Source organism: Bacillus sp. Au-Bac7 (genome assembly GCF_021341655.1).
Lineage (GTDB): Bacteria > Bacillota > Bacilli > Bacillales > Cytobacillaceae > Niallia.
Genome location: NZ_JAJTTG010000005.1, coordinates 1 through 18,664, shown reverse-complemented (window position 1 = coordinate 18,664; position 18,664 = coordinate 1). Strand labels below are relative to the sequence as shown.

The following is an 18,664-nucleotide window of genomic DNA, read 5'->3' as shown; positions in this document are numbered from 1 at the left end:
AGAGGTGTTAAGGATGATTAAAATATTTACGAAAGCAGATGGTCATTCTGCAAGCAATGACTGGGTAGAAAGTCATTTCAGCTTTTCCTTTGGTAATTATTACGACCCGGAGAATGTTAATTTTGGCCCTATGCGTGTATTAAATGATGATACCATTCAGCCGGATAAAGGGTTCGGTATCCATCCGCACAGAGAGGCTGAGGTTGTTTCTATCGCCATTGATGGACAATTGAAACATGAGGACAGCTTAGGAAACAGTGGAGTTATCGAATTTGGACAGGTGCAGCGCATGACGGCTGGAACAGGAATTCTTCATTCTGAAGTGAATCCATCCACAACAGAACCAGGCAGATTTCTGCAGCTTTGGTTCTTTCCTGAGACGAAACAGCTGCCTCCTTCCTATGAAGATGTAATATATGATGTGAGTAAATTATCTAATAACTTATTGCCAGTAGTTGCTCCAACAGCAAGTGAAGGTGTGGCGATGATTCATCAAGATGCGACGATTTATTTATCAAAGCTTGAGCAGGGGAAAAGTCTTGAGTTCAGCCAGGAAGATGGCAGGAGAATTCTTGTGTATGTGATAGAAGGCAGAGTTCTTCTTAACAATGAACATCTGCTTGGAAAACAAGAATCAGCCCGTATCACGGATGTTTCTGAGTTACAGTTAGCAGCTTCAAAAGACTGTTTCTTTATGCTGATTGATTTGCCGGGAGGGGAATAAGATGCTGATGATCAGACATGCTATTGGCAGCAGGCTGTTTCTGCAGACAGAGGATTACTCGGTTCTGCCCCAAGGGGATAACTGGGTCATTACGGCAGCTGCAAATAAAGAAGAGCTTGAGAACTTGATTGCCTTCAAAGAGGAATTAAATTTATTTATCGTTGGAAAAAACGAAAAAACTTGGTATTATTCTTCAGATGCCAGCATCAAAATAGTAGATTCCGACAAAGTGCAAGTAACTGCAGATCATAAAACGGTTTATCCCGTATAAAGAAGAAACCCAAATGCGATTGGGCATTTGGGTTTCTTCTTCTTTTTAAATTTGATATACTTTTAATATTAGTTGTTGTTATTGTTAGTGGAGTTGCCGCCTTTACGGCCAATTTCTTGGTAAAATTCTTTATCATGATTTTCGGAAGTGGCTTCTCCGCCTTTTTTGCCGATTTCTTGATAGAATTCTTTATCATGATTATCGGAAGTAGCTTCTCCGCCTTTTTTCCCGATTTCTTGATAGAATTCTTTATCATGATTATCAGAAGTAGCTTCTCCGCCCTTTTTCCCGATTTCTTGATAGAATTCCTTATCATGATTCTTGGAAGTGGCTTCTCCGCCTTTTTGTCCAATTTCTTGGTAAAATTCCTTATCGTGATTTTTAGAAGTTGCTTGTCCACCTTTTTTACCTACTTCTTCTCGACTCATTTTGTTGTTGTTTGCCATGATTATCACTCCTTAGAAATTTTAGTTATTAAATTGTACATTGGTTATATAGCCGATTTCACTTCATATAAACATTTTTGTCGGATTTTTTGCCGAGGAAAAGTTTGGTAATACTAATCAGCACTTATAAAACCGATAATATAGACATATACGTTTTTAGATAGCTTACAAAAAAGGGGATATGATTAAATACATGATTACAATAGATAAATTCATGGAAGTAGTTTCGAAGGCAGAACAGCTCGGCTGTAAGGTCGTTTATGACGCGGACAAGAAAATCAGCTTTAATGCTAATATGTATATTACAGTTCCATTCTTAATTACATTGGAGAATACATATGCACTTGCACACGAGATTGGCCATGTAATGGATTATGTGAATGGAGATTTAGATTATGATAAATGGTTAAATGATTGGTCGTACAGAGTAAACGCAGAAATGAGCGCATGGGTGAATGCTTATAAGCTCCTTAATGAGCTTGGCGTTTCTTTAGACCATTGGCAAGCACATGTCGACAGTAAATTAAGAAATTATTTTATCTTACCTGAGGTTATTTAGAAAAGTAAGGCTCTATGCATGCAAAACAGCATGCATAGAGCCTTTTTTGTATTTCTAAATATTGTTAATAAGTTAAGGATTAATTAAGAATTGTTCGCTAAAATCAGGCTATTCCATTCGGAAGTGACGAACGAAACGTCACGAGCTACTAGAAAGGATGAGTGATTTTCATGACGAACGAGAAAGTAAAATATTCGATTGTAATTCCCGTGTTTAATGAGGAGGAAGTCATTGAACATACGTATGAGCGGATTAAGACAGTGATGAAGAATGCAGATGGAAATTATGAGCTATTGTTTATCAATGACGGAAGCAGAGACCGGTCTGTCGAAATATTATTGAATTTAAGTGAGCAGGACAACAGGATTAAAATCGTTGATTTCTCCAGAAACTTCGGCCACCAAATCGCCATAACTGCTGGAATGGATTATGCGTTAGGAGATGCTATTGTCATAATTGATGCAGATCTTCAGGATCCTCCTGAGCTTATTCTAGAAATGATTCAAAAATGGAAAGAAGGCTATGATGTCGTCTATGCGAAGCGTACTGCCAGAAAAGGAGAGACCTTTTTTAAGAAACAGACAGCCTCGGCCTTTTACAGGACATTAAGGGCAATGACAGAAATTGAAATACCGATTGATACAGGAGATTTCCGATTAATTGACCGCAAGGTGTGTAATCAAATGAAGAATATTCATGAAAAAAACCGCTTTGTCAGAGGGCTTGTCAGTTGGGTTGGCTTTAAACAGAGTGCTGTTGAATATGAAAGAGATGAGAGATTTGCTGGTGAAACAAAATATCATTTAAAAAGAATGCTTAAATTATCTTTGGACGGAATAACGTCTTTCTCTTATAAACCATTAAAGCTGGCCAATTATTTAGGTGCTTCCTTGTCGGTGATTGGATTTGTTTACATGCTGATTGTGCTTTATCAAAAACTGTTTACAACAACTACTGTTACTGGCTGGTCTTCTATTATTGTCATTCAGCTATTCTTTAGTGGAATTACGCTTATGATGCTTGGTGTAATCGGTGAATATATCGGCCGTATTTATGACGAAGCAAAAGACAGACCGCTTTATATTGTGAAAGACATTTACCAGCATGAATCAGCGGCGAAATCATATGTGATGAAATGACTAGGAAGTGGCTTGTTTTTTTTAAGTTTGGAATTGTTGGTTCGTTAAATACAATCATTGACTTTGTTGTTTATGCGCTTTTGACTAGCGTTGGAGCAAATTATCTTCTATCGCAAATACTTTCCTATTCATGTGGACTATTAAACAGTTACTTTGTAAACAGAACATGGACATTTAAACAAAAAGATAAGGCAAGCATGAAGGAGTTTATTCGTTTCCTTGCGGTCAATGCTGCCACATTATCGTTAACATTGATATTGCTCGATTTTTTATATACAAAGCAGGGCTTAAATTTGCTGTTGAGCAAATTTTTAGTAACAGCGATAGGAACAATCTTCAACTTTATTGGAACGAAGATGCTCGTTTTTACGAAGGCAAACACAAATTAATTTATAAAAAAATTATTATAAGAATGGAGTAAGATATGAAAAATTGGACTAAAGGAAGAGTCGACATCCTTTTAATAGCTATATTGCTGTTTTCGGCCGGTTTAAATTTCTATAATTTGCAGAATGCTGGCACGAATTCGTATTATTCTGTAGCTGTGAAAAGCATGTTGACTAGCTTCCATAACTTTTTCTTTGTTTCCTTTGATCCTGCTGGATTTATAACCGTTGATAAACCTCCAGTAGCTTTATGGATTCAAGCGATTTTTGCTAAGATCTTCGGCTTCAATGATTTTGTGCTTCTTTTGCCAGAGGCACTTGCTGGTGTCGTTTCTGTCTGGTTGTTATATATCATGATTAAGCCGAAATTCGGCAGACCGGCAGCACTGATTGCCAGTTTGGTTTTAGCTTGCTCGCCAATTTTTGTAGCAGTTGTCAGAACTAATAATGTAGACAGTATCTTGATTGTTACACTGATGATAGCAGCATGGGCATTGATGAAAGCAGTCGAAAAGCAGAAGCTTGGCTGGCTATTATTAAGCTTTGCTCTTGTGGGCGTCGGCTTTAATGTGAAAATGCTGCAGGCATATATGGTGTTGCCGGCATTTGCTTTCTATTATTTCTTTGCAACGAGAGAATTGAAAATCTGGAAAAAGCTGATGCATTTAGCAGCATCCACTGTTTTGCTAGTTGTTATCTCCTTGTCATGGGCACTTGCAGTTGATTTGACCCCAAAAAGTGAAAGGCCGTATATGGGCGGAAGTGAAACGAACTCTGTACTAGAGCTTGCTTTTGGCTATAATGGCTTATCAAGATTAACTGGTCAAGATTCTGGCATGGGAGGCGGAGGGAATGCTCAAGCACCGCAGACTCAGACTTCGACTGATGAAACTAGTACTAGTGCTTCAGATTCCAGCAATACTAGTGAGGAAGCTCCTACTACTATGCCTAATGGTGGACAGCAAGGAGATGGAGGCAGCTCCAGCCAATCTGGCATGTTTAACACTGGTGAAGCAGGCCCGCTGCGATTATTCCAAAGCGAACTTTCTGGACAAATTAGCTGGCTGCTGCCATTCGTGGTCTTTGCCATTATTGGTTTAGTCTTGTCTTTCTTAAAGACGAGAAAGTATACAATACAGCACCATTTTGCAGCATTTTGGTTTTTCTGGCTAGCACCTATGTTTGTTTTCTTCAGCATCGCGCTATTTTACCATCATTATTATTTAAGTATGATGGGGCCTGCAATTGCCGCACTTGTCGGTATCGGTTTTACGACATTATGGAACTTTTATAAAGAAGAGAATGGCTGGGAGAGCTGGCTGCTGCCTGTTGGAATATTAATTACTTTCTGCTTTGAAGCGCTGATTGTCTATCAGAACAGCTCTTCTGTATCCATTGTATGGATGTGGGTTGCTATTATTTTAGGGGTTGTACTGTTTATGCTGTTAATAGCAGGCAAATCAAGTGCATCCATAAAGGAGACAATAGCAGTTATCAGCATATTGGCATTATTAGTACTGCCGATTTATTGGACTGCTATAACGATTACAAAGACTGGCAATGAATCTACACCAACTGCAGGTCCGACAAGTGGAATGGGCGGACCAGGCGGCGGAGGTGGAGGCATGCGTGCCTTCGATGGTGGTAATATGGAGCAAGGTTCCATTCCAAATGAAATGCCAAGTGATTCTAATGAGGCTCCAACTGGTTTCCCGGGAGCTTCTGAGAATAATGCCAGCAGTGGTTTTACAGGCGGACCAGGCGGCGGGGGCGATATGGACAGTATCGATTCTGGCTTAATGTCGTATCTTGAAGACAATTACAATGGCGAAAAATTCTTCTTGGCAGTACAAAGAGCCCAATCGGCATATTCTATTATGCTGAACACAGACTATGCAGTAATGGCAATGGGCGGCTTTGGCGGATCAGATCCGGCACCGACAGTAGATGAGCTGGAGGAGATGGCTGAAGCAGGAGAAATCAAGTATTTCTTAGTATCTGGTCAAGGAATGGGCGGCAATAGTGAAGTGACAGAGTGGATTCAAGAAAACTGTGTTGAGGTACCTAGCAGCGAGTATTCATCTGATACTAGCACTACTGACAGCTCTGCTACTGATTTATCTAATATGAGAGGCATGGGGCAAACCTTGTACGAGTATCAACAAAAATAGTATGGTAGAAAAGAAGCGGTCCGCAGATGCGAATCGCTTCTCTTTCAAGCTGGCACAAAAACATTCGTGAGAGTATTTATTTATATAGAGGCTTATGTTTTAATAATGCTAATGAATCAAGCAATTGTCAGATTTAAAAGCCAAAGGAGATTGAAACAATGAAGATACTAGTTGTGGAGGATAATAAACCTTTATTAGAATCCATAAAGGGGATATTGGAGAAGGAGTATTCTGTTGATACAGCAGATAATGGAGAAGACGGCTTGTTTTATGCACAGCAAAATATCTATGATTTGATCGTGCTCGATGTCATGCTTCCTTATATTAACGGTTTTGACATTGTTCAAACCTTGCGTAAAGAAAAAGTCAATACACCTGTTTTATTCTTAACAGCAAAGGATTCACTTGAGGATCGGGTAAAAGGGCTGGAATTTGGCGGCGACGATTATTTAGTAAAGCCTTTCCAGGCTCCTGAGCTTGAAGCAAGAATCAAGGCTCTCTTGAGAAGGAGCGGGGCATTAGATATTGATGAAGGGCTTAAGTATGAAGAAATCGTGCTGACAGGCAAGGAAAATGATGTGCTTGTTAAAGGAATGCCAATCAAGTTAACAGTCAAACAATATGAGCTGCTTGAGTATTTAATTCAAAATACTGGGAAAATCCTCACGAAGGAACAAATATTTGATCGGATATGGGGATTCGATTCTGATACGACGATTGCAATTGTGGAAGTGTTCATCCACCAACTGCGTAAAAAATTAGAAGAATTCGCCTATCATAAAGATATTCAAACAGTCCGAGGTGTTGGCTATATTTTAAAAAGAGTATAAGGGGATAAATAATGTTCCAGAAAACAAGAATTAAACTAACCTTCCTTAACTCGCTTGTATTTATCTTATTAATGGTAGTCCTCGGTGTGATGATTTATCATTATACCGAAAAGCAAATATATAAGGATATTAATCAGTCCTTGGAAGAAACGGCGGAAACGATCAGCCATTTTGAACAAAGAGATGGAAGGGGACCAATGCAAGAGCCGCCCCGGCAAATCTCTGTTATTAAGTGGACAGACGATAAGGAAATTGATGTTATTTCCCAAGACATCATGAATTATGCGAGTGAATTCGAGAATTTCTATCCAGAGCAATACGATAAGATTGTAGAGAAGCAGACAGTCAGCGGCTACAGTTATAACACGATTGCTGTTAAAGTAACAATGGAGGATGGATCAAAGGAAATAATTCAATTTATCCGCAGCATTGATCCAGAAAAATCAATGCTGAACCGATTGATTATTATTATGACAGTAGGTGTGCTGGCAGGAAGCATCTTCGCCATAATGGCTGGTTATTTCCTTGCTGGAAGAGCTCTTGTACCGATTCAAAAATCATGGGAATCTCAGCAGCAATTCGTATCAGATGCCTCCCATGAGCTGAGAACACCTTTAGCAGTCATCCAAACAAGAACAGACCTGCTCTTCCAAGAGCCTGATGCCACCATTCAAGAAAAGGCTATAGATATTTCAGTCATTTCAAAGGAAACACGACGATTGAACAAGCTCGTCACAAATTTGCTGACACTTGCCAGAAGCGACTCAAATCAAATGGAAATATCGAAGCAAGAATTTGCCTTGAATCTCCTCATCCAAGAAGTGATTGACCAGTATGCCGATATCGCAGAGTTTCAAGGAAAAAGAATTTATACTGATACAAGGTCACCTATCAAGCTGATCGGTGACAAGGAACGTATTCACCAACTGCTTGTCATCCTAGTGGATAACAGCATGAAATTCACAGGTGAGGGAGGCACGATTGCAATAAATGCCACAGCTAAAACTCACACTGTTGAATTAGAGGTGAAAGATAACGGAATTGGCATCCCAAAACAAGATATACCAAAAGTCTTCAACCGGTTTTATCAAGTGGAGCAATCAAGGACAGATATGGAAGGCACTGGATTAGGCTTGTCTATTGCTAAGTGGATTATAGAAAAGCATTCAGGCACTATTAAGGTTGACAGTGAGCTGGAAAAAGGGACAAAATTTGAAATTACCTTCCCAAAGCTTGGCCAGTAGCCAAAAAACATCCTCCGAAATTTAAGGGAGGATGTTTTTTTTCATTCGCTCAGATCTTTCGCAGTAAAGCCTTGTTTTTTTAGTAATGGTCCTAGACTTGGGTAATAGGGCTGCTTATAAAAGTTTGCCACCCTGTTTGTCCAGTTAGCTTGTTCACTGCCCCGTTCTTGCAAGTATTGCTTAAAAATATCGTTATATTCTTTTAATGAACCGATTTGATCACTGTTATAAGTTTCCTTATGAACATAGCTTTCTTTAGGAAGTCGTGGTTTAACACCAGGATCTTCAGCTGGGAAGCCAATACTTAAACCAGAGATAGGCAATACATATTTAGGAAGCTGTAAATACTCGACAACTTCTGGTGCATTTCTTCTTATTCCGCCAATAGGAACAGTCCCTAACCCTAAGGATTCAGCAGCTGTTATCGCATTTGCCAATGCAATTCCAGCATCTGTTGCTCCAACAAGAAGCAAGTCTGATTGATCAGCAGCACCAAAAGCAGTGTTTTCCAGGTTGGCTGCAAGCTCTGTCCGGTAGAAATCCATGCAGAATACTAAAAATATTGGTGCTTCCTTAATATGCTGCTGATTTCCGCAAAGCTCTGCTAATCTTTCCTTCCTTGCTGTATCCTCTACTAGTATAACAGTAACCTGCTGTCCATTCGCCCATGAAGGGGCAGCTTGCGCTGAATCCAAAATAGCCTCAACCATTTCTTTAGGAACTGGTTTGTTTTCGTATTTTCGATAAGAACGATGCTGTTTTAAAGTCTCTATTACCTGATTCATTATCTATTACCTCCCGTAAGTTTATAAGGTGTATTGTAGCACAATTCGTTTTAAATACTTACTCACTTGCTTGCTAGAAAATAACAAAGGCTAAAGGAGTAACCCCTTTAGCCTTTGTTTATTAAAGCAGTGATTCAGCGCCATCAATATAAATTTCTGTTCCAGTGATATGGCTGGAGGCATCTGAGCTCAGGAACTGAACTAAATCAGCTACCTGTTTTGGCTCACCTGACTTTTGTGCAAGCGGCTGACTTCCTTCAGGATATTCTACCGGTATGGCAATTTCCTTTAATTTTTCTTCCTCTCGGAACGTGTTTTCTTCAATATTTGTATCAATTGCACCAGGGCAAATGATATTTACTCTTATTTTATATTTAGCCAGCTCCAATGCTGCCATTTTGCCAAAGGCAACCTGACCAGCTTTAGAAGTACTATATGCTGACATACCAAAGCTTGAATAAGTTCGGTTGCCGTTAATGCTGCTAGTAATAATAATACTTCCGCCATTTTGTTTCATATGAGGAACAGCATATTTTAATGTAAGGAAGGTTCCTTTAAGATTGGTTTCCATAGTCATGTCCCAATCCTCTGGAGAGAGATGTTCAATTGGGGAGACCTTCCCGTTAATTCCTGCATTAGCAAAAACAATATCAAGCTTACCCCATTTTTTAATGACATAATCAAATGCTGTACTCATGGAACAGGCATCAGAAATATTTGCTTCTAAAATGATTGCTTCTCCGCCAAGTTCTTTTATTTCCTTATCAACAGATTCTAAGTTTTCAGGAATTAAATCGAGCAATGCTACTTTAACTCCACTTTTAACTAGAGAGATAGCGGCTGCATGGCCAATCCCTGATGCCGCACCTGTAATTATTGCTACCTTATTTGACATGTCACTCATAATAACTCCTCCTGTATGGTTGTTCTGTAATAATGCAGCTAGCAAGTTATTTTTCTAATAACCTTTTTTGGTGAAATTAAAACCAATGCAGATTATGCCTGTTTTCTGTAAAATAATAGATAATGGAGAGGAGAGATGATGTTGAAAGCAATGCTAGTTCATTCATATGGTGATGCGTCTGTATTCCGTGAATCAGAAATGGATAGACCCACTATTAAAAAAGGTTATGTACTTATTAAAGTAATGGCATCAAGTGTAAATCCTATTGATGTAAAAATTAGAGCAGGAGCAGTTCCTGCCGCTTCCGCGGAGCTACCAGCAGTTCTTCATGGCGATGTAGCAGGTGTTATAGAGGAAGTAGGAGAGGGTGTTGACAACTTTAAAGCAGGAGATGAAGTATTTGGCTGTGCTGGCGGCTTTAAAGGAACAGGTGGTGCGTTAGCTGAATATATGCTCGCAGACGCCCGGTTATTAGCACATAAACCAAAAAACATCACCATGAAGCAAGCTGCTGTTTTGCCATTAGTAAGCATTACCGCTTGGGATGCCCTTTTTGAAAAAGGGAATATATCTGCGGGACAAAAAGTGTTGATCCATGGTGGAACAGGCGGTGTTGGTCATGTTGCCATTCAGCTAGCAAAATGGAAGGGAGCAGAGGTTTATACAACTGTTTCCTCAAATGAAAAAGCAAAAATAGCAAAATCATTAGGAGCAGATACAGTAATTAACTACAAGGAAGAATCTATTAGTGAGTATGTTGAAAAATATACACAAGGCAACGGATTTCAAACTGTTTTTGACACGGTTGGCGGAACGAATTTAGATAAATCATTCCAAGCAGCAGCCATACATGGTACAGTTCTTGCCATTGCTGCAAGATCAACACATGACCTTTCACCGATGCACGCCAAAGGTCTATCCTTGCATGTTACGTTTATGCTGTTGAAAATAATAGATGAATCATCAAGGAAGGAGCATGGAGCTATCCTTCAAAAAATTGCCGAGATTGTGGCGAACGGGGAGCTTAATCCGCTTGTGGATGAAGAGGAATTCTCCTTTACAGAAGCAGACAAGGCACATGAATATTTGGAAGCAGGAAAGGCAATAGGTAAAGTTGCATTAACTAACAGCTGGAACTGATTAAAAAGCAACATGGCTAAAGGTAATCTTAAAGCCATATTGCTTTTTTTCTTTCAGAAAAAAAACGAGACTTTTTACTCAAAAGAGACATTTCATAGTAAAATAAGAAGAAAACTTATATTGGGGAAACACCACTCATCATGATAACAAATACTACATCCTTGATTACAGCAGTATTGCTATTTAAGTGTAATCATATGAATATACATCAGGCGGTATCGGACAGGAGGGATTTAAGATGGAATTTATTTTATTGATGATGGTAGCGATGATACCACTCATCATTTCCCTGACTGTCCTGTTTTTTTCAAAAACGAGACTTGCTATAACCCTATCCCTATTTTTGGGGATGTTATCTTTTTGGCAAATGGATGTTGCAACACTGTATGCAGAAAATGTACTTCCCCTCAAATGGATAGATAGTCTGTTTCGCTTTTTTAGGGGCGGCTCTATTTTTATTATGCCAATAATGTACTATTTCTCCTATTACTTAGTGTGGAAAAATAGGGAGTTGAAAAAATACAGATGGCTTTTAAATAAAGGAATTCTGACTTTTTTTATTCTCTATACGTTAGTTGTCTATATTGTTAACTTTACTGACTTTGGGATTGTGTCATATACATGGAAAGATGCTAAGCTGTTAGCACCATCACACTTGCTGCCGGTGTATGGCGTAGGTAATCTGCTATTCATGCTAAACATAGTTATCGGCTATCTTAATACATTTCTGTTGCTGTTTATTACGACAAAGGTTCGTGACATTGGTGATAAAAGATTCTATATAAAGTTGGTAGCGGCTGCCCTTCTTATATTCATTAACGGCAACTTAAGCGGTTTTGCTTTTATTCCGTTATATTACTCTAGTTTCAATTCTATTTTTGCTGCAATTATATTATTTATTGGCTTTTTTCAAATGCAATCATTCAAGATAAATGCAATGAACGGAGAATTGCGGAAGCAGAGTGAACAGCTTGAAACAATTATGAATATAAACCCGAATTATCTTCTAGTAATAGATGGAAATACAATCATTAAAATAAATGATTCATTATGTAAGTTATTGAAAAAGACCGAAATTGATTTGCTTGGCGAATCAATTTCGACTATTTTGCAAGAAATCAGTATGGAAACAGTAAAGCCACAAAATTACATTGATGTTAATGGGAAGGTTCATTATATACTGTGGGACAGGAAAGAACTTTATTATAATAACGAAAATAAACGCACTATTTATTTTGGAATGGATATAACAGAGCAAAAGAGAAGCGAACAGTTGATCATCTCTTCTGAAAAGCTGAAGGTTGTTGGAGAAATGGCTGCAAGTGTTGCTCATGAAATCAGAAACCCATTAACGACAATAAGAGGCTTTATCCAGCTTTTAAAAGAAAAAAGTGATAAAACTGGCTTTGAAGATATTCTTCTGGAAGAAATAGACCGAATTAATCAGGTATTAAAGGAATTACTTATTCTTGGCAAGCCTGAAGCTAAAGCAGCTGTAAGAGCTGAATTATTAACCATTCTTCCGAGTGTCGAATTGCAAAATATTAAGCTTTTGTTCCAGGCATTGGCTATTGAACAGAATAAGGAAATTATTGTAGTAAACAGACAAGAAAAAAATGCGTTTATATCTATGGAGAAATCGCATTTCAAGCAGGTAATCATCAATGTATTAAAAAATAGTCTGGAAGCTATCCATGGTGGAAGCGGGAAAGTCAAGATGATCATTGATAGTAAATCTGATATGGTTCGCATCCGAATAATAGATAATGGAGAAGGCATCAACAAAGAGCTTCTCAGTCAAATATGGGAACCGTATTATACAAGTAAAGAAAAAGGCAACGGTATCGGTTTAACGGTGTGTAATCGACTCTTGCAGGAAAATAACGGGCAAATGTCCGTGAAAAGCAAGGAAGGCTGGGGAACATGTGTGATGATTACCCTTCCTATTATAAGCTGATAAAAAGAGGAAAGACATTTATGTTTTTCCTCTTTTTATCTATGTTAAAGTATTGGAATAACATATTTCTCCTGTGTATAAAAAACCAAGAAATAAACAAAATACTATAGTATTTTAAATTACAGGAGGAAATGACATGACAAATAATCGTCCAAATCCAGATAACAGAGCAGATAATGTAGAGAAACTACAAGATATGATTGAAAATACATTAGATAATATTGATAAGTCTGAAGAGACAATGGCATTTGCTTCCTCAGAAGAAAGAGCTAACATAGAAGCTAAAAACAAAAGAAGAGAAGAATCAATCAATGCATTCAGAGAAGAAGTAAAAGACGAAGCTGCAAATCGTGAAAACGGCTATCAATAAGCATTCCTTTTGACCTCTAATCTTTTAGAGGTCAAATTTGTTTTTTGTATAATCAGAAGGAATTTGCTAAATGAAAGAGAATATTAGTGAATATTCAGGGAAGAAGGAGTGGGATCATGATTAAATCAATGTACCCTTATTTCGTTTTTAATGGGAATGGTAATGAAGCAGTGGAATTTTATAAAAATGCACTAAATGCTGAGGTAATAAGTATGCAGCTTTTTGGTGACATGCCTCCAAATCCTGAAATGCCAATTCCAGAAGAAGCTAAAGACCGTGTGTTAAATGCACAGCTGAAGGTAGGCGATACGGACTTAATGCTTTCTGACACATTTCCAGGAATGCCATACACAATAGGCACGAATGTTACTACCGCAATCATTTTGGAAAATATTGAGGACACAAAGAAAGTATTTGCTGCCTTACAAGAAGGCGGCAAAGTAAAAATGCCCCTGCAAGAAACATTTTGGAGCCCTTTGTATGGACAACTCGAGGATAAATATGGATTCGAATGGCAAGTATCAACAGAAGGGAAACTTACAAACGGTTAAGCATTGCTTAAAAGACATCAGCAGACAGGCTGATGTCTTTTTTTAATCCTTGGCTGTCCAATTTCCATCTATATCTTTATGGTACTTGTTCTTAACAGCACTCCAAGCAACTTTAAACGCTGTTTCTTCTTTTTTATATTCATCTAAGGAAGCATTGAACGCTTCTTTAAAAATTTCCTGAGCATGAAAAGGCAGGTTATTGCGTACTGATTCTGGCAGATCTTTCACATCGTTGTAAGGCATGTTATTCCTCCTGCTATCCTTTTATTAATGTTTCTGCACCATCGACATAAATTTCAGTTCCTGTCAGATGAGAGGCTTCATCAGATGCTAAGAACAGGAATAGATTTGCTACTTCTTCTGGTTTGCCTGCATCTGACTTTAGCGGGATTGCCTCTTCCGGAATGCCAAATGGAAACTGTATCTCATCAGGATGATTGGATTCTTTAATGGATTCAAAAATATTCGTATCAATAGTACCTGGACAAATGGCATTTACCCGAATTTTATATGGTGCCAACTCAATTGCAGCCATTTTAGCAAATGCTGCAATTGCTGCCTTGGATGTACTGTAAGCGGAAAAACCTTTTTGAGCAAATCGGCGGTTACCACTAACAGAGCTAATAACAGTAATGGTTCCTCCGTTATTTTTCATATAAGGAATTGCCTGCTTAACAGTCTCGAATGTTCCGACGACATTGTTATTGATTGTATTAGCCCAATCTTTTGTGGAAAAATCCTCGATTGGAGACAATGTTCCGACAATCCCAGCATTTGCAAGAAGGGTAGTAATTTCTCCCCATTTATTAAAGGTTTCTTCCATTGCGTTTGCCACTTGCTCTTCATCAGTTATATCGACTTGAAAGAAGATTGCCTCGCCGCCTAGCTCTGCAATCTCGTTTGTGGCCGTGATGCCTCTTTCTTGATTCATATCGAGTATGCTGATTTTTGCTCCTTCTCTTGCTAAACGAATGGCAGAGGCCTTACCAATACCAGAAGCCCCCCCTGTTATGACAGCTACTTTGTTTTCCATACGCTTCATTTCCTGTCACCCCTATTTCCTACTAGTTTTAAATATTATCCTTTTCCACTTACCCTTTTCAGGAAGGAATATGCATGAAAAAACCCCTTCTCTAATTTAGAGAAGGGGTTCATTTCTTATGAAAGGCGGTTGCTGTAATCCTCAAACTTAAATTGTCTTACGACTTTAATGCCTTCTTCGTCATTGTAAGATACGATAGAAGGGAGATTTACACCATTAAACATATGATTTTTTACCATTGTATAATGAGCCATATCACAGAAAACAATTTTATCGCCAGGCTTTAATGGCTCTTTAAAGGAGTAGTCACCGATGACATCTCCAGATAGGCAAGTCATTCCACCTAGTCTGTATGTGTACTCATATTCACCAGGCATACCAGCACCGATGATATTAGGTCTGTATGGCATTTCCAGAACATCAGGCATATGGCAAGTAGCTGATGTATCAAGAATAGCCAAGTCCATTCCGTTTTTCATAACATCAAGAACTGTACTTACCAGATAACCTGTATTTAGAGCAATTGCTTCACCAGGCTCTAGATAGACCTCAACATCATATTTCTCTTTCAAATACAGAATGCATTCAATCAATGTTTCGATATCATAATCTGGTCTTGTAATATGATGACCGCCGCCTAGGTTCAGCCACTTAACCTTTTTAATATGTTCGCCAAACTTCTCATCAACTACTTTAAGGGTTCTCTTTAAAGTGTCAGAGTTTTGCTCACACATTGTATGGAAGTGAAGGCCATCGATTTCATCAAGCCGATCAGCATCGAAGTTATCCAATGTAACACCGAATCTAGAGTACGGTGCACAAGGATTATAAAGTTCTGTTTCAATCTCAGAGTACTCTGGATTAATACGAATTCCGACATCAATTTTTTTGTCAGCATTTCTTACTTTATCTTTAAAACGGTCCCATTGTGCAAAAGAATTGAAGACAATATGGTCCGTGTATAACATCAGTTCATCGAACTCGCTGTCCACATATGCTGGTGCATATGAATGAACTTCTTTTCCCATCTTTTCAAAACCTAATCTAGCTTCAAACAAAGAGCTTGAAGTTACTCCTGTAAGGTACTTTGAAACAAGTGGAAATACAGAATGCATAGAAAATCCTTTTAATGCAAGAAGAATCTTAGCACCAGTTCTTTCCTGAACATAGTTCAATGTCTCCAAGTTTTTCTTAAGCAGACGCTCGTCCACTACATAACTAGGAGATGGTACTTTATCAAATTCAATGTTTTTCATTGCTTTCCTCTCAATCTATAAGAGTTGGAGTGAAGTTCTCCTGCCATGGCAATCCGTGTTTGTTCAATGCATCCATGAATGGATCTGGATCGAATTCTTCCACATTGTATACGCCTGGCTTTTTCCATTGTCCTTTAATGATAAGCATAGCACCGATCATCGCCGGAACACCTGTTGTATATGAAATTGCTTGTGAGCCAACCTCTCTGTAACATTCTTGGTGGTCACATACATTGTATACATAATATGTTTTTGGCTTGCCGTCTTTAATACCTTGGATAATGCAGCCAATATTTGTTTTACCTTTAGTTCTAGGTCCAAGTGAAGCAGGATCTGGAAGCAATTCTTTCAAGAACTGCAACGGAATGATCTCTTTGCCTTCATAATTAATAGGCTCGATAGATGTCATACCAACATTTTCAAGAACTTTTAGGTGGTTCAAGTAATTGTCAGAGAATGTCATCCAGAATCTGATTCTTTTCACACCTTTAATGTTTACAGCTAAAGACTCTAATTCTTCATGGTATAGAAGATAGATGTTTTTAGGTCCGATTTCTGCCAAGTCATACTCTCTCTTTTCAGAAAGAGGTGCAGTTTCTACCCACTCGCCATTTTCGAAATAGCGGCCGTTTGCAGTGATTTCGCGAATATTAATTTCAGGGTTGAAGTTAGTCGCGAACGGATAACCATGATCTCCACCATTAGCATCCACGATATCGATATAGTGGATTTCATCGAAATGATGTTTTTGTGCATAAGCAGTAAATACACCAGTAACACCTGGATCAAAACCGCTGCCTAATAGTGCTGTTAGTCCAGCTTCTTCGAATTTTTGCTTATAATCCCACTGCCATTTATACTCAAACTTAGCTGTTTCTGGCGGCTCATAGTTAGCTGTATCAAGGTAGTGAACACCAGTTGCAAGACATGCATCCATGATTGTTAAGTCTTGGTATGGCAATGCCACGTTAATAACTACATCTGGCTTGAAGCTGTTGATCAACTCAATTACTTCTTCTGTTTTATCTGCATCGACTTGGGCAATAGAAACCTTCGTTTTGCCGCCGTCTAATTTATTTTTAAGCGCTTCACATTTTGAAAGTGTTCTGCTTGCAATACAAATCTCTTCGAATACATCAGGTACTTGACAGCATTTATGTGCAACAACACTTGCTACACCGCCAGCACCAATAATTAATGCTTTACCCAAAATGAAAAACCTCCTTTAACTTATTGAAAAAATTCAATAAGCATGATTATACAGAATGTGCGACAAATAATCCATAAAATCCGACAAAATATAATTTTTTTTTACACTGTATTTTTTAGAATTTTTCGATATAAAAATATTATACAAGGAAAGGTTTGGAAGAAAAATATATCGATTTAAAATGAGAGGGAAAAGAACGTAAAAAAGACATTTGCCATTGATGACAAATGTCTTCTGAATTTATGTATGTTGGTGGAGACTATCGGGATCGAACCGACGACCTCTTGCATGCCATGCAAGCGCTCTCCCAGCTGAGCTAAGCCCCCGTTTGGTTGATGATAAATTATATTATACATATTTTCAGAAATATTGCAATAACTAAACTAAAAAACAATAAATGGATGGAGATACCTCTCCACCCATTTGGTCAATATAATCAATTTAAGCTTTCTATTTCAATTTCCCTGACGCCATTAATACCGGAAATTTCTTTATAGAATTCTGTTAACTCTCTTTTTTGATCAACTATTAAAATTAAGTTGATAGAATGTTCACCGGTTTCTAAGTCTTTTATGCGCAGGTTTTTAATGCCTGCTTTCAATTCTCTTATGGCTGCAATAATAGTTGCAACATCTTCCTTTTCCGTTGCTTTGAGCTTAACTTTTATTTCTTTTTCTCTTAGCTGTCTAGGACCGATAAGGCTCATAAGGAAAGGAACAAACTTTACGCTCACTAATAAAAGGGTTACACCTGCGATAGCTTCTATGTAATAACCGGCCCCAACTGCAATTCCAATTCCACCGGCACCCCAAATTAGTGCTGCTGTCGTCAGCCCGGAGATACTGTCATTCCCTCTTCTCAATATTACCCCAGCTCCTAAAAAGCCGATGCCGGAAACAATTTGTGCAGGAAGGCGAAGGGGGTCCATTGTAATATTTACAAACTCGCTCCCGGGAAACTTATATGCTGCCTCTATAGAAACAATAGTGAGCAGGCAGCTCACAATACTGATAACAAGACTTGTCTTTAAGCCAACAGGCTTCCTTTTTATTTCTCTTTCTAAACCGATAATCAAGCCAAGTCCTGTTGAAATCCCTAATTTAACTAAGAAGTCGATGTCGATAAGCATAATACCTCCTGTAATCTGGTTGTTATATAATTATGTGGCTTAAAGCTCTTTTATTTATGTTTTTAGTCCGCTTGTATTTTTTATCAATAAAACACAATTGATACTTAAGTTTTTTAGTGGATTTTCCTTTCTCTCTATTTTGTAGCGTATATAACCATTATTAAGAGGTTGAAAACATGAGGTATCCGATTATCATATGTAATGGAGACGGAGGATAATTTTCTTTATCTTCATATATGTAACCTGTTTTTGCAATCATTATATCGGCATTTTTTAATTAGTAATTCTTATTATTAAAAATAACTGAACAAATGGTGTGTTTATTTTAAGATATAGGAAGGAACTAGAGCCTGGGATAAAATTTGGTTTTCTTACGAATAAAAACTTAAAAAATGTATTGCTAATTAAAAATATACATGGTATATTATTTCTCGTCCTCAACAAGGGATTTTAGATGAAATAAAAAAGTTCTAAAAAGTTGTTGACATGAAGATTGCTTTCATGGTAAATTGATAAAGTCGCTTCTGAAGCAAGCGATTAAATGAAACAG

General features: G+C 38.0%; 20 protein-coding genes and 1 tRNA gene. 12 read left to right on the top strand and 9 right to left on the bottom strand.

Features of this window, described 5'->3' with window-relative positions:
* The first annotated feature begins 13 nt into the window (after window positions 1-13).
* Both LXM54_RS16975 and LXM54_RS16970 read left to right on the top strand, forming a co-directional pair.
* Window positions 14-724 (top strand): pirin family protein, encoded by a 711-nt coding sequence (locus tag LXM54_RS16975; protein WP_233316442.1) that lies wholly within the window; start codon window positions 14-16, stop codon window positions 722-724.
* 1 nt (window position 725) lies between these two features.
* Window positions 726-995 (top strand): hypothetical protein, encoded by a 270-nt coding sequence (locus LXM54_RS16970; RefSeq protein ID WP_233316441.1) that lies wholly within the window; start codon window positions 726-728, stop codon window positions 993-995.
* Window positions 996-1,063: 68 nt separating this feature from the next.
* On the opposite strand, the gene gsiB is transcribed toward LXM54_RS16970, so the two are convergent.
* Complete coding sequence (gsiB, locus tag LXM54_RS16965) at window positions 1,064-1,441, bottom strand: KGG domain-containing protein (protein ID WP_233316440.1); 378 nt, start codon at window positions 1,439-1,441, stop codon at window positions 1,064-1,066.
* A 193-nt stretch (window positions 1,442-1,634) separates the two neighbouring features.
* Between gsiB and LXM54_RS16960 the strand changes: the two genes are divergently transcribed.
* From LXM54_RS16960 to LXM54_RS16935, 6 genes are all read left to right on the top strand, one after another.
* The gene (locus LXM54_RS16960; protein ID WP_233316439.1) at window positions 1,635-2,000 is read left to right on the top strand and encodes a hypothetical protein; all 366 of its coding nucleotides are present in this window, start codon (window positions 1,635-1,637) and stop codon (window positions 1,998-2,000) included.
* Window positions 2,001-2,170: 170 nt separating this feature from the next.
* A complete protein-coding gene (locus LXM54_RS16955) occupies window positions 2,171-3,139 on the top strand; it encodes a glycosyltransferase family 2 protein (protein WP_233316438.1) in 969 nt (322 codons plus the stop codon).
* Window positions 3,136-3,528 carry a GtrA family protein gene (locus tag LXM54_RS16950; RefSeq protein ID WP_233316437.1) on the top strand — a complete coding sequence of 131 codons (393 nt, stop codon included), beginning with the start codon at window positions 3,136-3,138 and terminating at the stop codon, window positions 3,526-3,528. Before LXM54_RS16955 ends, LXM54_RS16950 begins: the two co-directional genes overlap by 4 nt.
* Window positions 3,529-3,563: 35 nt before the next feature.
* Window positions 3,564-5,696, top strand: coding sequence for a glycosyltransferase family 39 protein (locus tag LXM54_RS16945; protein ID WP_233316436.1), 2,133 nt, complete (start codon window positions 3,564-3,566; stop codon window positions 5,694-5,696).
* Window positions 5,697-5,854: 158 nt separating this feature from the next.
* The gene (locus tag LXM54_RS16940; RefSeq protein ID WP_233316435.1) at window positions 5,855-6,526 is read left to right on the top strand and encodes a response regulator transcription factor; all 672 of its coding nucleotides are present in this window, start codon (window positions 5,855-5,857) and stop codon (window positions 6,524-6,526) included.
* Window positions 6,527-6,537: 11 nt separating this feature from the next.
* A complete protein-coding gene (locus LXM54_RS16935; RefSeq protein WP_233316434.1) occupies window positions 6,538-7,770 on the top strand; it encodes a sensor histidine kinase in 1,233 nt (410 codons plus the stop codon).
* Between the two features lie 41 nt (window positions 7,771-7,811).
* On the opposite strand, the gene LXM54_RS16930 is transcribed toward LXM54_RS16935, so the two are convergent.
* The gene (locus LXM54_RS16930) at window positions 7,812-8,555 is read right to left on the bottom strand and encodes an NADPH-dependent oxidoreductase (RefSeq protein WP_233316433.1); all 744 of its coding nucleotides are present in this window, start codon (window positions 8,553-8,555) and stop codon (window positions 7,812-7,814) included.
* A gap of 121 nt (window positions 8,556-8,676) precedes the next feature.
* Window positions 8,677-9,459, bottom strand: coding sequence for an SDR family oxidoreductase (locus LXM54_RS16925; protein WP_233316432.1), 783 nt, complete (start codon window positions 9,457-9,459; stop codon window positions 8,677-8,679).
* A gap of 141 nt (window positions 9,460-9,600) precedes the next feature.
* On the opposite strand from LXM54_RS16925, the gene LXM54_RS16920 reads away from it, so the two are divergent.
* From LXM54_RS16920 to LXM54_RS16905, 4 genes are all read left to right on the top strand, one after another.
* Window positions 9,601-10,599 carry a zinc-dependent alcohol dehydrogenase family protein gene (locus tag LXM54_RS16920; protein ID WP_233316621.1) on the top strand — a complete coding sequence of 333 codons (999 nt, stop codon included), beginning with the start codon at window positions 9,601-9,603 and terminating at the stop codon, window positions 10,597-10,599.
* A 238-nt stretch (window positions 10,600-10,837) separates the two neighbouring features.
* A complete protein-coding gene (locus LXM54_RS16915; RefSeq protein ID WP_233316431.1) occupies window positions 10,838-12,556 on the top strand; it encodes an ATP-binding protein in 1,719 nt (572 codons plus the stop codon).
* A 136-nt stretch (window positions 12,557-12,692) separates the two neighbouring features.
* Window positions 12,693-12,926 (top strand): small acid-soluble spore protein Tlp, encoded by a 234-nt coding sequence (gene tlp / locus LXM54_RS16910; RefSeq protein WP_233316430.1) that lies wholly within the window; start codon window positions 12,693-12,695, stop codon window positions 12,924-12,926.
* 116 nt (window positions 12,927-13,042) lie between these two features.
* Complete coding sequence (locus LXM54_RS16905; RefSeq protein WP_233316429.1) at window positions 13,043-13,477, top strand: VOC family protein; 435 nt, start codon at window positions 13,043-13,045, stop codon at window positions 13,475-13,477.
* A gap of 42 nt (window positions 13,478-13,519) precedes the next feature.
* Here LXM54_RS16905 and LXM54_RS16900 read toward each other — a convergent pair whose 3' ends face one another.
* The 6 genes from LXM54_RS16900 to LXM54_RS16875 all read right to left on the bottom strand — a co-directional run bounded on the left by LXM54_RS16900 (window position 13,520) and on the right by LXM54_RS16875 (window position 18,114).
* Window positions 13,520-13,720, bottom strand: a complete 201-nt coding sequence (locus LXM54_RS16900; RefSeq protein WP_233316428.1) for a ChaB family protein — start codon at window positions 13,718-13,720, stop codon at window positions 13,520-13,522.
* Window positions 13,721-13,733: 13 nt separating this feature from the next.
* Entirely contained in the window at window positions 13,734-14,519 is a 786-nt protein-coding gene (locus LXM54_RS16895) for an SDR family NAD(P)-dependent oxidoreductase (protein ID WP_233316427.1), read from the bottom strand.
* Window positions 14,520-14,635: 116 nt separating this feature from the next.
* Entirely contained in the window at window positions 14,636-15,775 is a 1,140-nt protein-coding gene (nspC, locus tag LXM54_RS16890; RefSeq protein ID WP_233316426.1) for a carboxynorspermidine decarboxylase, read from the bottom strand.
* Between the two features lie 10 nt (window positions 15,776-15,785).
* Window positions 15,786-16,985, bottom strand: a complete 1,200-nt coding sequence (locus LXM54_RS16885; protein ID WP_233316425.1) for a saccharopine dehydrogenase family protein — start codon at window positions 16,983-16,985, stop codon at window positions 15,786-15,788.
* A gap of 250 nt (window positions 16,986-17,235) precedes the next feature.
* Window positions 17,236-17,311: transfer RNA gene (locus LXM54_RS16880), tRNA-Ala, on the bottom strand.
* 110 nt (window positions 17,312-17,421) lie between these two features.
* Window positions 17,422-18,114: an MgtC/SapB family protein gene (locus LXM54_RS16875; RefSeq protein ID WP_233316424.1), complete on the bottom strand. Its 693-nt coding sequence runs from the start codon at window positions 18,112-18,114 to the stop codon at window positions 17,422-17,424.
* Window positions 18,115-18,664 lie beyond the last annotated feature (550 nt).

What these genes read in the sequence shown, in the direction of transcription:
- LXM54_RS16975 (WP_233316442.1), top strand. Translation starts at nt 14, where the DNA reads ATGATTAAAATATTTACGAAAGCAGATGGTCATTCTGCAAGCAATGAC.
- LXM54_RS16970 (WP_233316441.1), top strand. Translation starts at nt 726, where the DNA reads ATGCTGATGATCAGACATGCTATTGGCAGCAGGCTGTTTCTGCAGACA.
- gsiB (WP_233316440.1), bottom strand. Translation starts at nt 1,441, where the DNA reads ATGGCAAACAACAACAAAATGAGTCGAGAAGAAGTAGGTAAAAAAGGT.
- LXM54_RS16960 (WP_233316439.1), top strand. Translation starts at nt 1,635, where the DNA reads ATGATTACAATAGATAAATTCATGGAAGTAGTTTCGAAGGCAGAACAG.
- LXM54_RS16955 (WP_233316438.1), top strand. Translation starts at nt 2,171, where the DNA reads ATGACGAACGAGAAAGTAAAATATTCGATTGTAATTCCCGTGTTTAAT.
- LXM54_RS16950 (WP_233316437.1), top strand. Translation starts at nt 3,136, where the DNA reads ATGACTAGGAAGTGGCTTGTTTTTTTTAAGTTTGGAATTGTTGGTTCG.
- LXM54_RS16945 (WP_233316436.1), top strand. Translation starts at nt 3,564, where the DNA reads ATGAAAAATTGGACTAAAGGAAGAGTCGACATCCTTTTAATAGCTATA.
- LXM54_RS16940 (WP_233316435.1), top strand. Translation starts at nt 5,855, where the DNA reads ATGAAGATACTAGTTGTGGAGGATAATAAACCTTTATTAGAATCCATA.
- LXM54_RS16935 (WP_233316434.1), top strand. Translation starts at nt 6,538, where the DNA reads ATGTTCCAGAAAACAAGAATTAAACTAACCTTCCTTAACTCGCTTGTA.
- LXM54_RS16930 (WP_233316433.1), bottom strand. Translation starts at nt 8,555, where the DNA reads ATGAATCAGGTAATAGAGACTTTAAAACAGCATCGTTCTTATCGAAAA.
- LXM54_RS16925 (WP_233316432.1), bottom strand. Translation starts at nt 9,459, where the DNA reads ATGAGTGACATGTCAAATAAGGTAGCAATAATTACAGGTGCGGCATCA.
- LXM54_RS16915 (WP_233316431.1), top strand. Translation starts at nt 10,838, where the DNA reads ATGGAATTTATTTTATTGATGATGGTAGCGATGATACCACTCATCATT.
- tlp (WP_233316430.1), top strand. Translation starts at nt 12,693, where the DNA reads ATGACAAATAATCGTCCAAATCCAGATAACAGAGCAGATAATGTAGAG.
- LXM54_RS16905 (WP_233316429.1), top strand. Translation starts at nt 13,043, where the DNA reads ATGATTAAATCAATGTACCCTTATTTCGTTTTTAATGGGAATGGTAAT.
- LXM54_RS16900 (WP_233316428.1), bottom strand. Translation starts at nt 13,720, where the DNA reads ATGCCTTACAACGATGTGAAAGATCTGCCAGAATCAGTACGCAATAAC.
- LXM54_RS16895 (WP_233316427.1), bottom strand. Translation starts at nt 14,519, where the DNA reads ATGAAGCGTATGGAAAACAAAGTAGCTGTCATAACAGGGGGGGCTTCT.
- nspC (WP_233316426.1), bottom strand. Translation starts at nt 15,775, where the DNA reads ATGAAAAACATTGAATTTGATAAAGTACCATCTCCTAGTTATGTAGTG.
- LXM54_RS16875 (WP_233316424.1), bottom strand. Translation starts at nt 18,114, where the DNA reads ATGCTTATCGACATCGACTTCTTAGTTAAATTAGGGATTTCAACAGGA.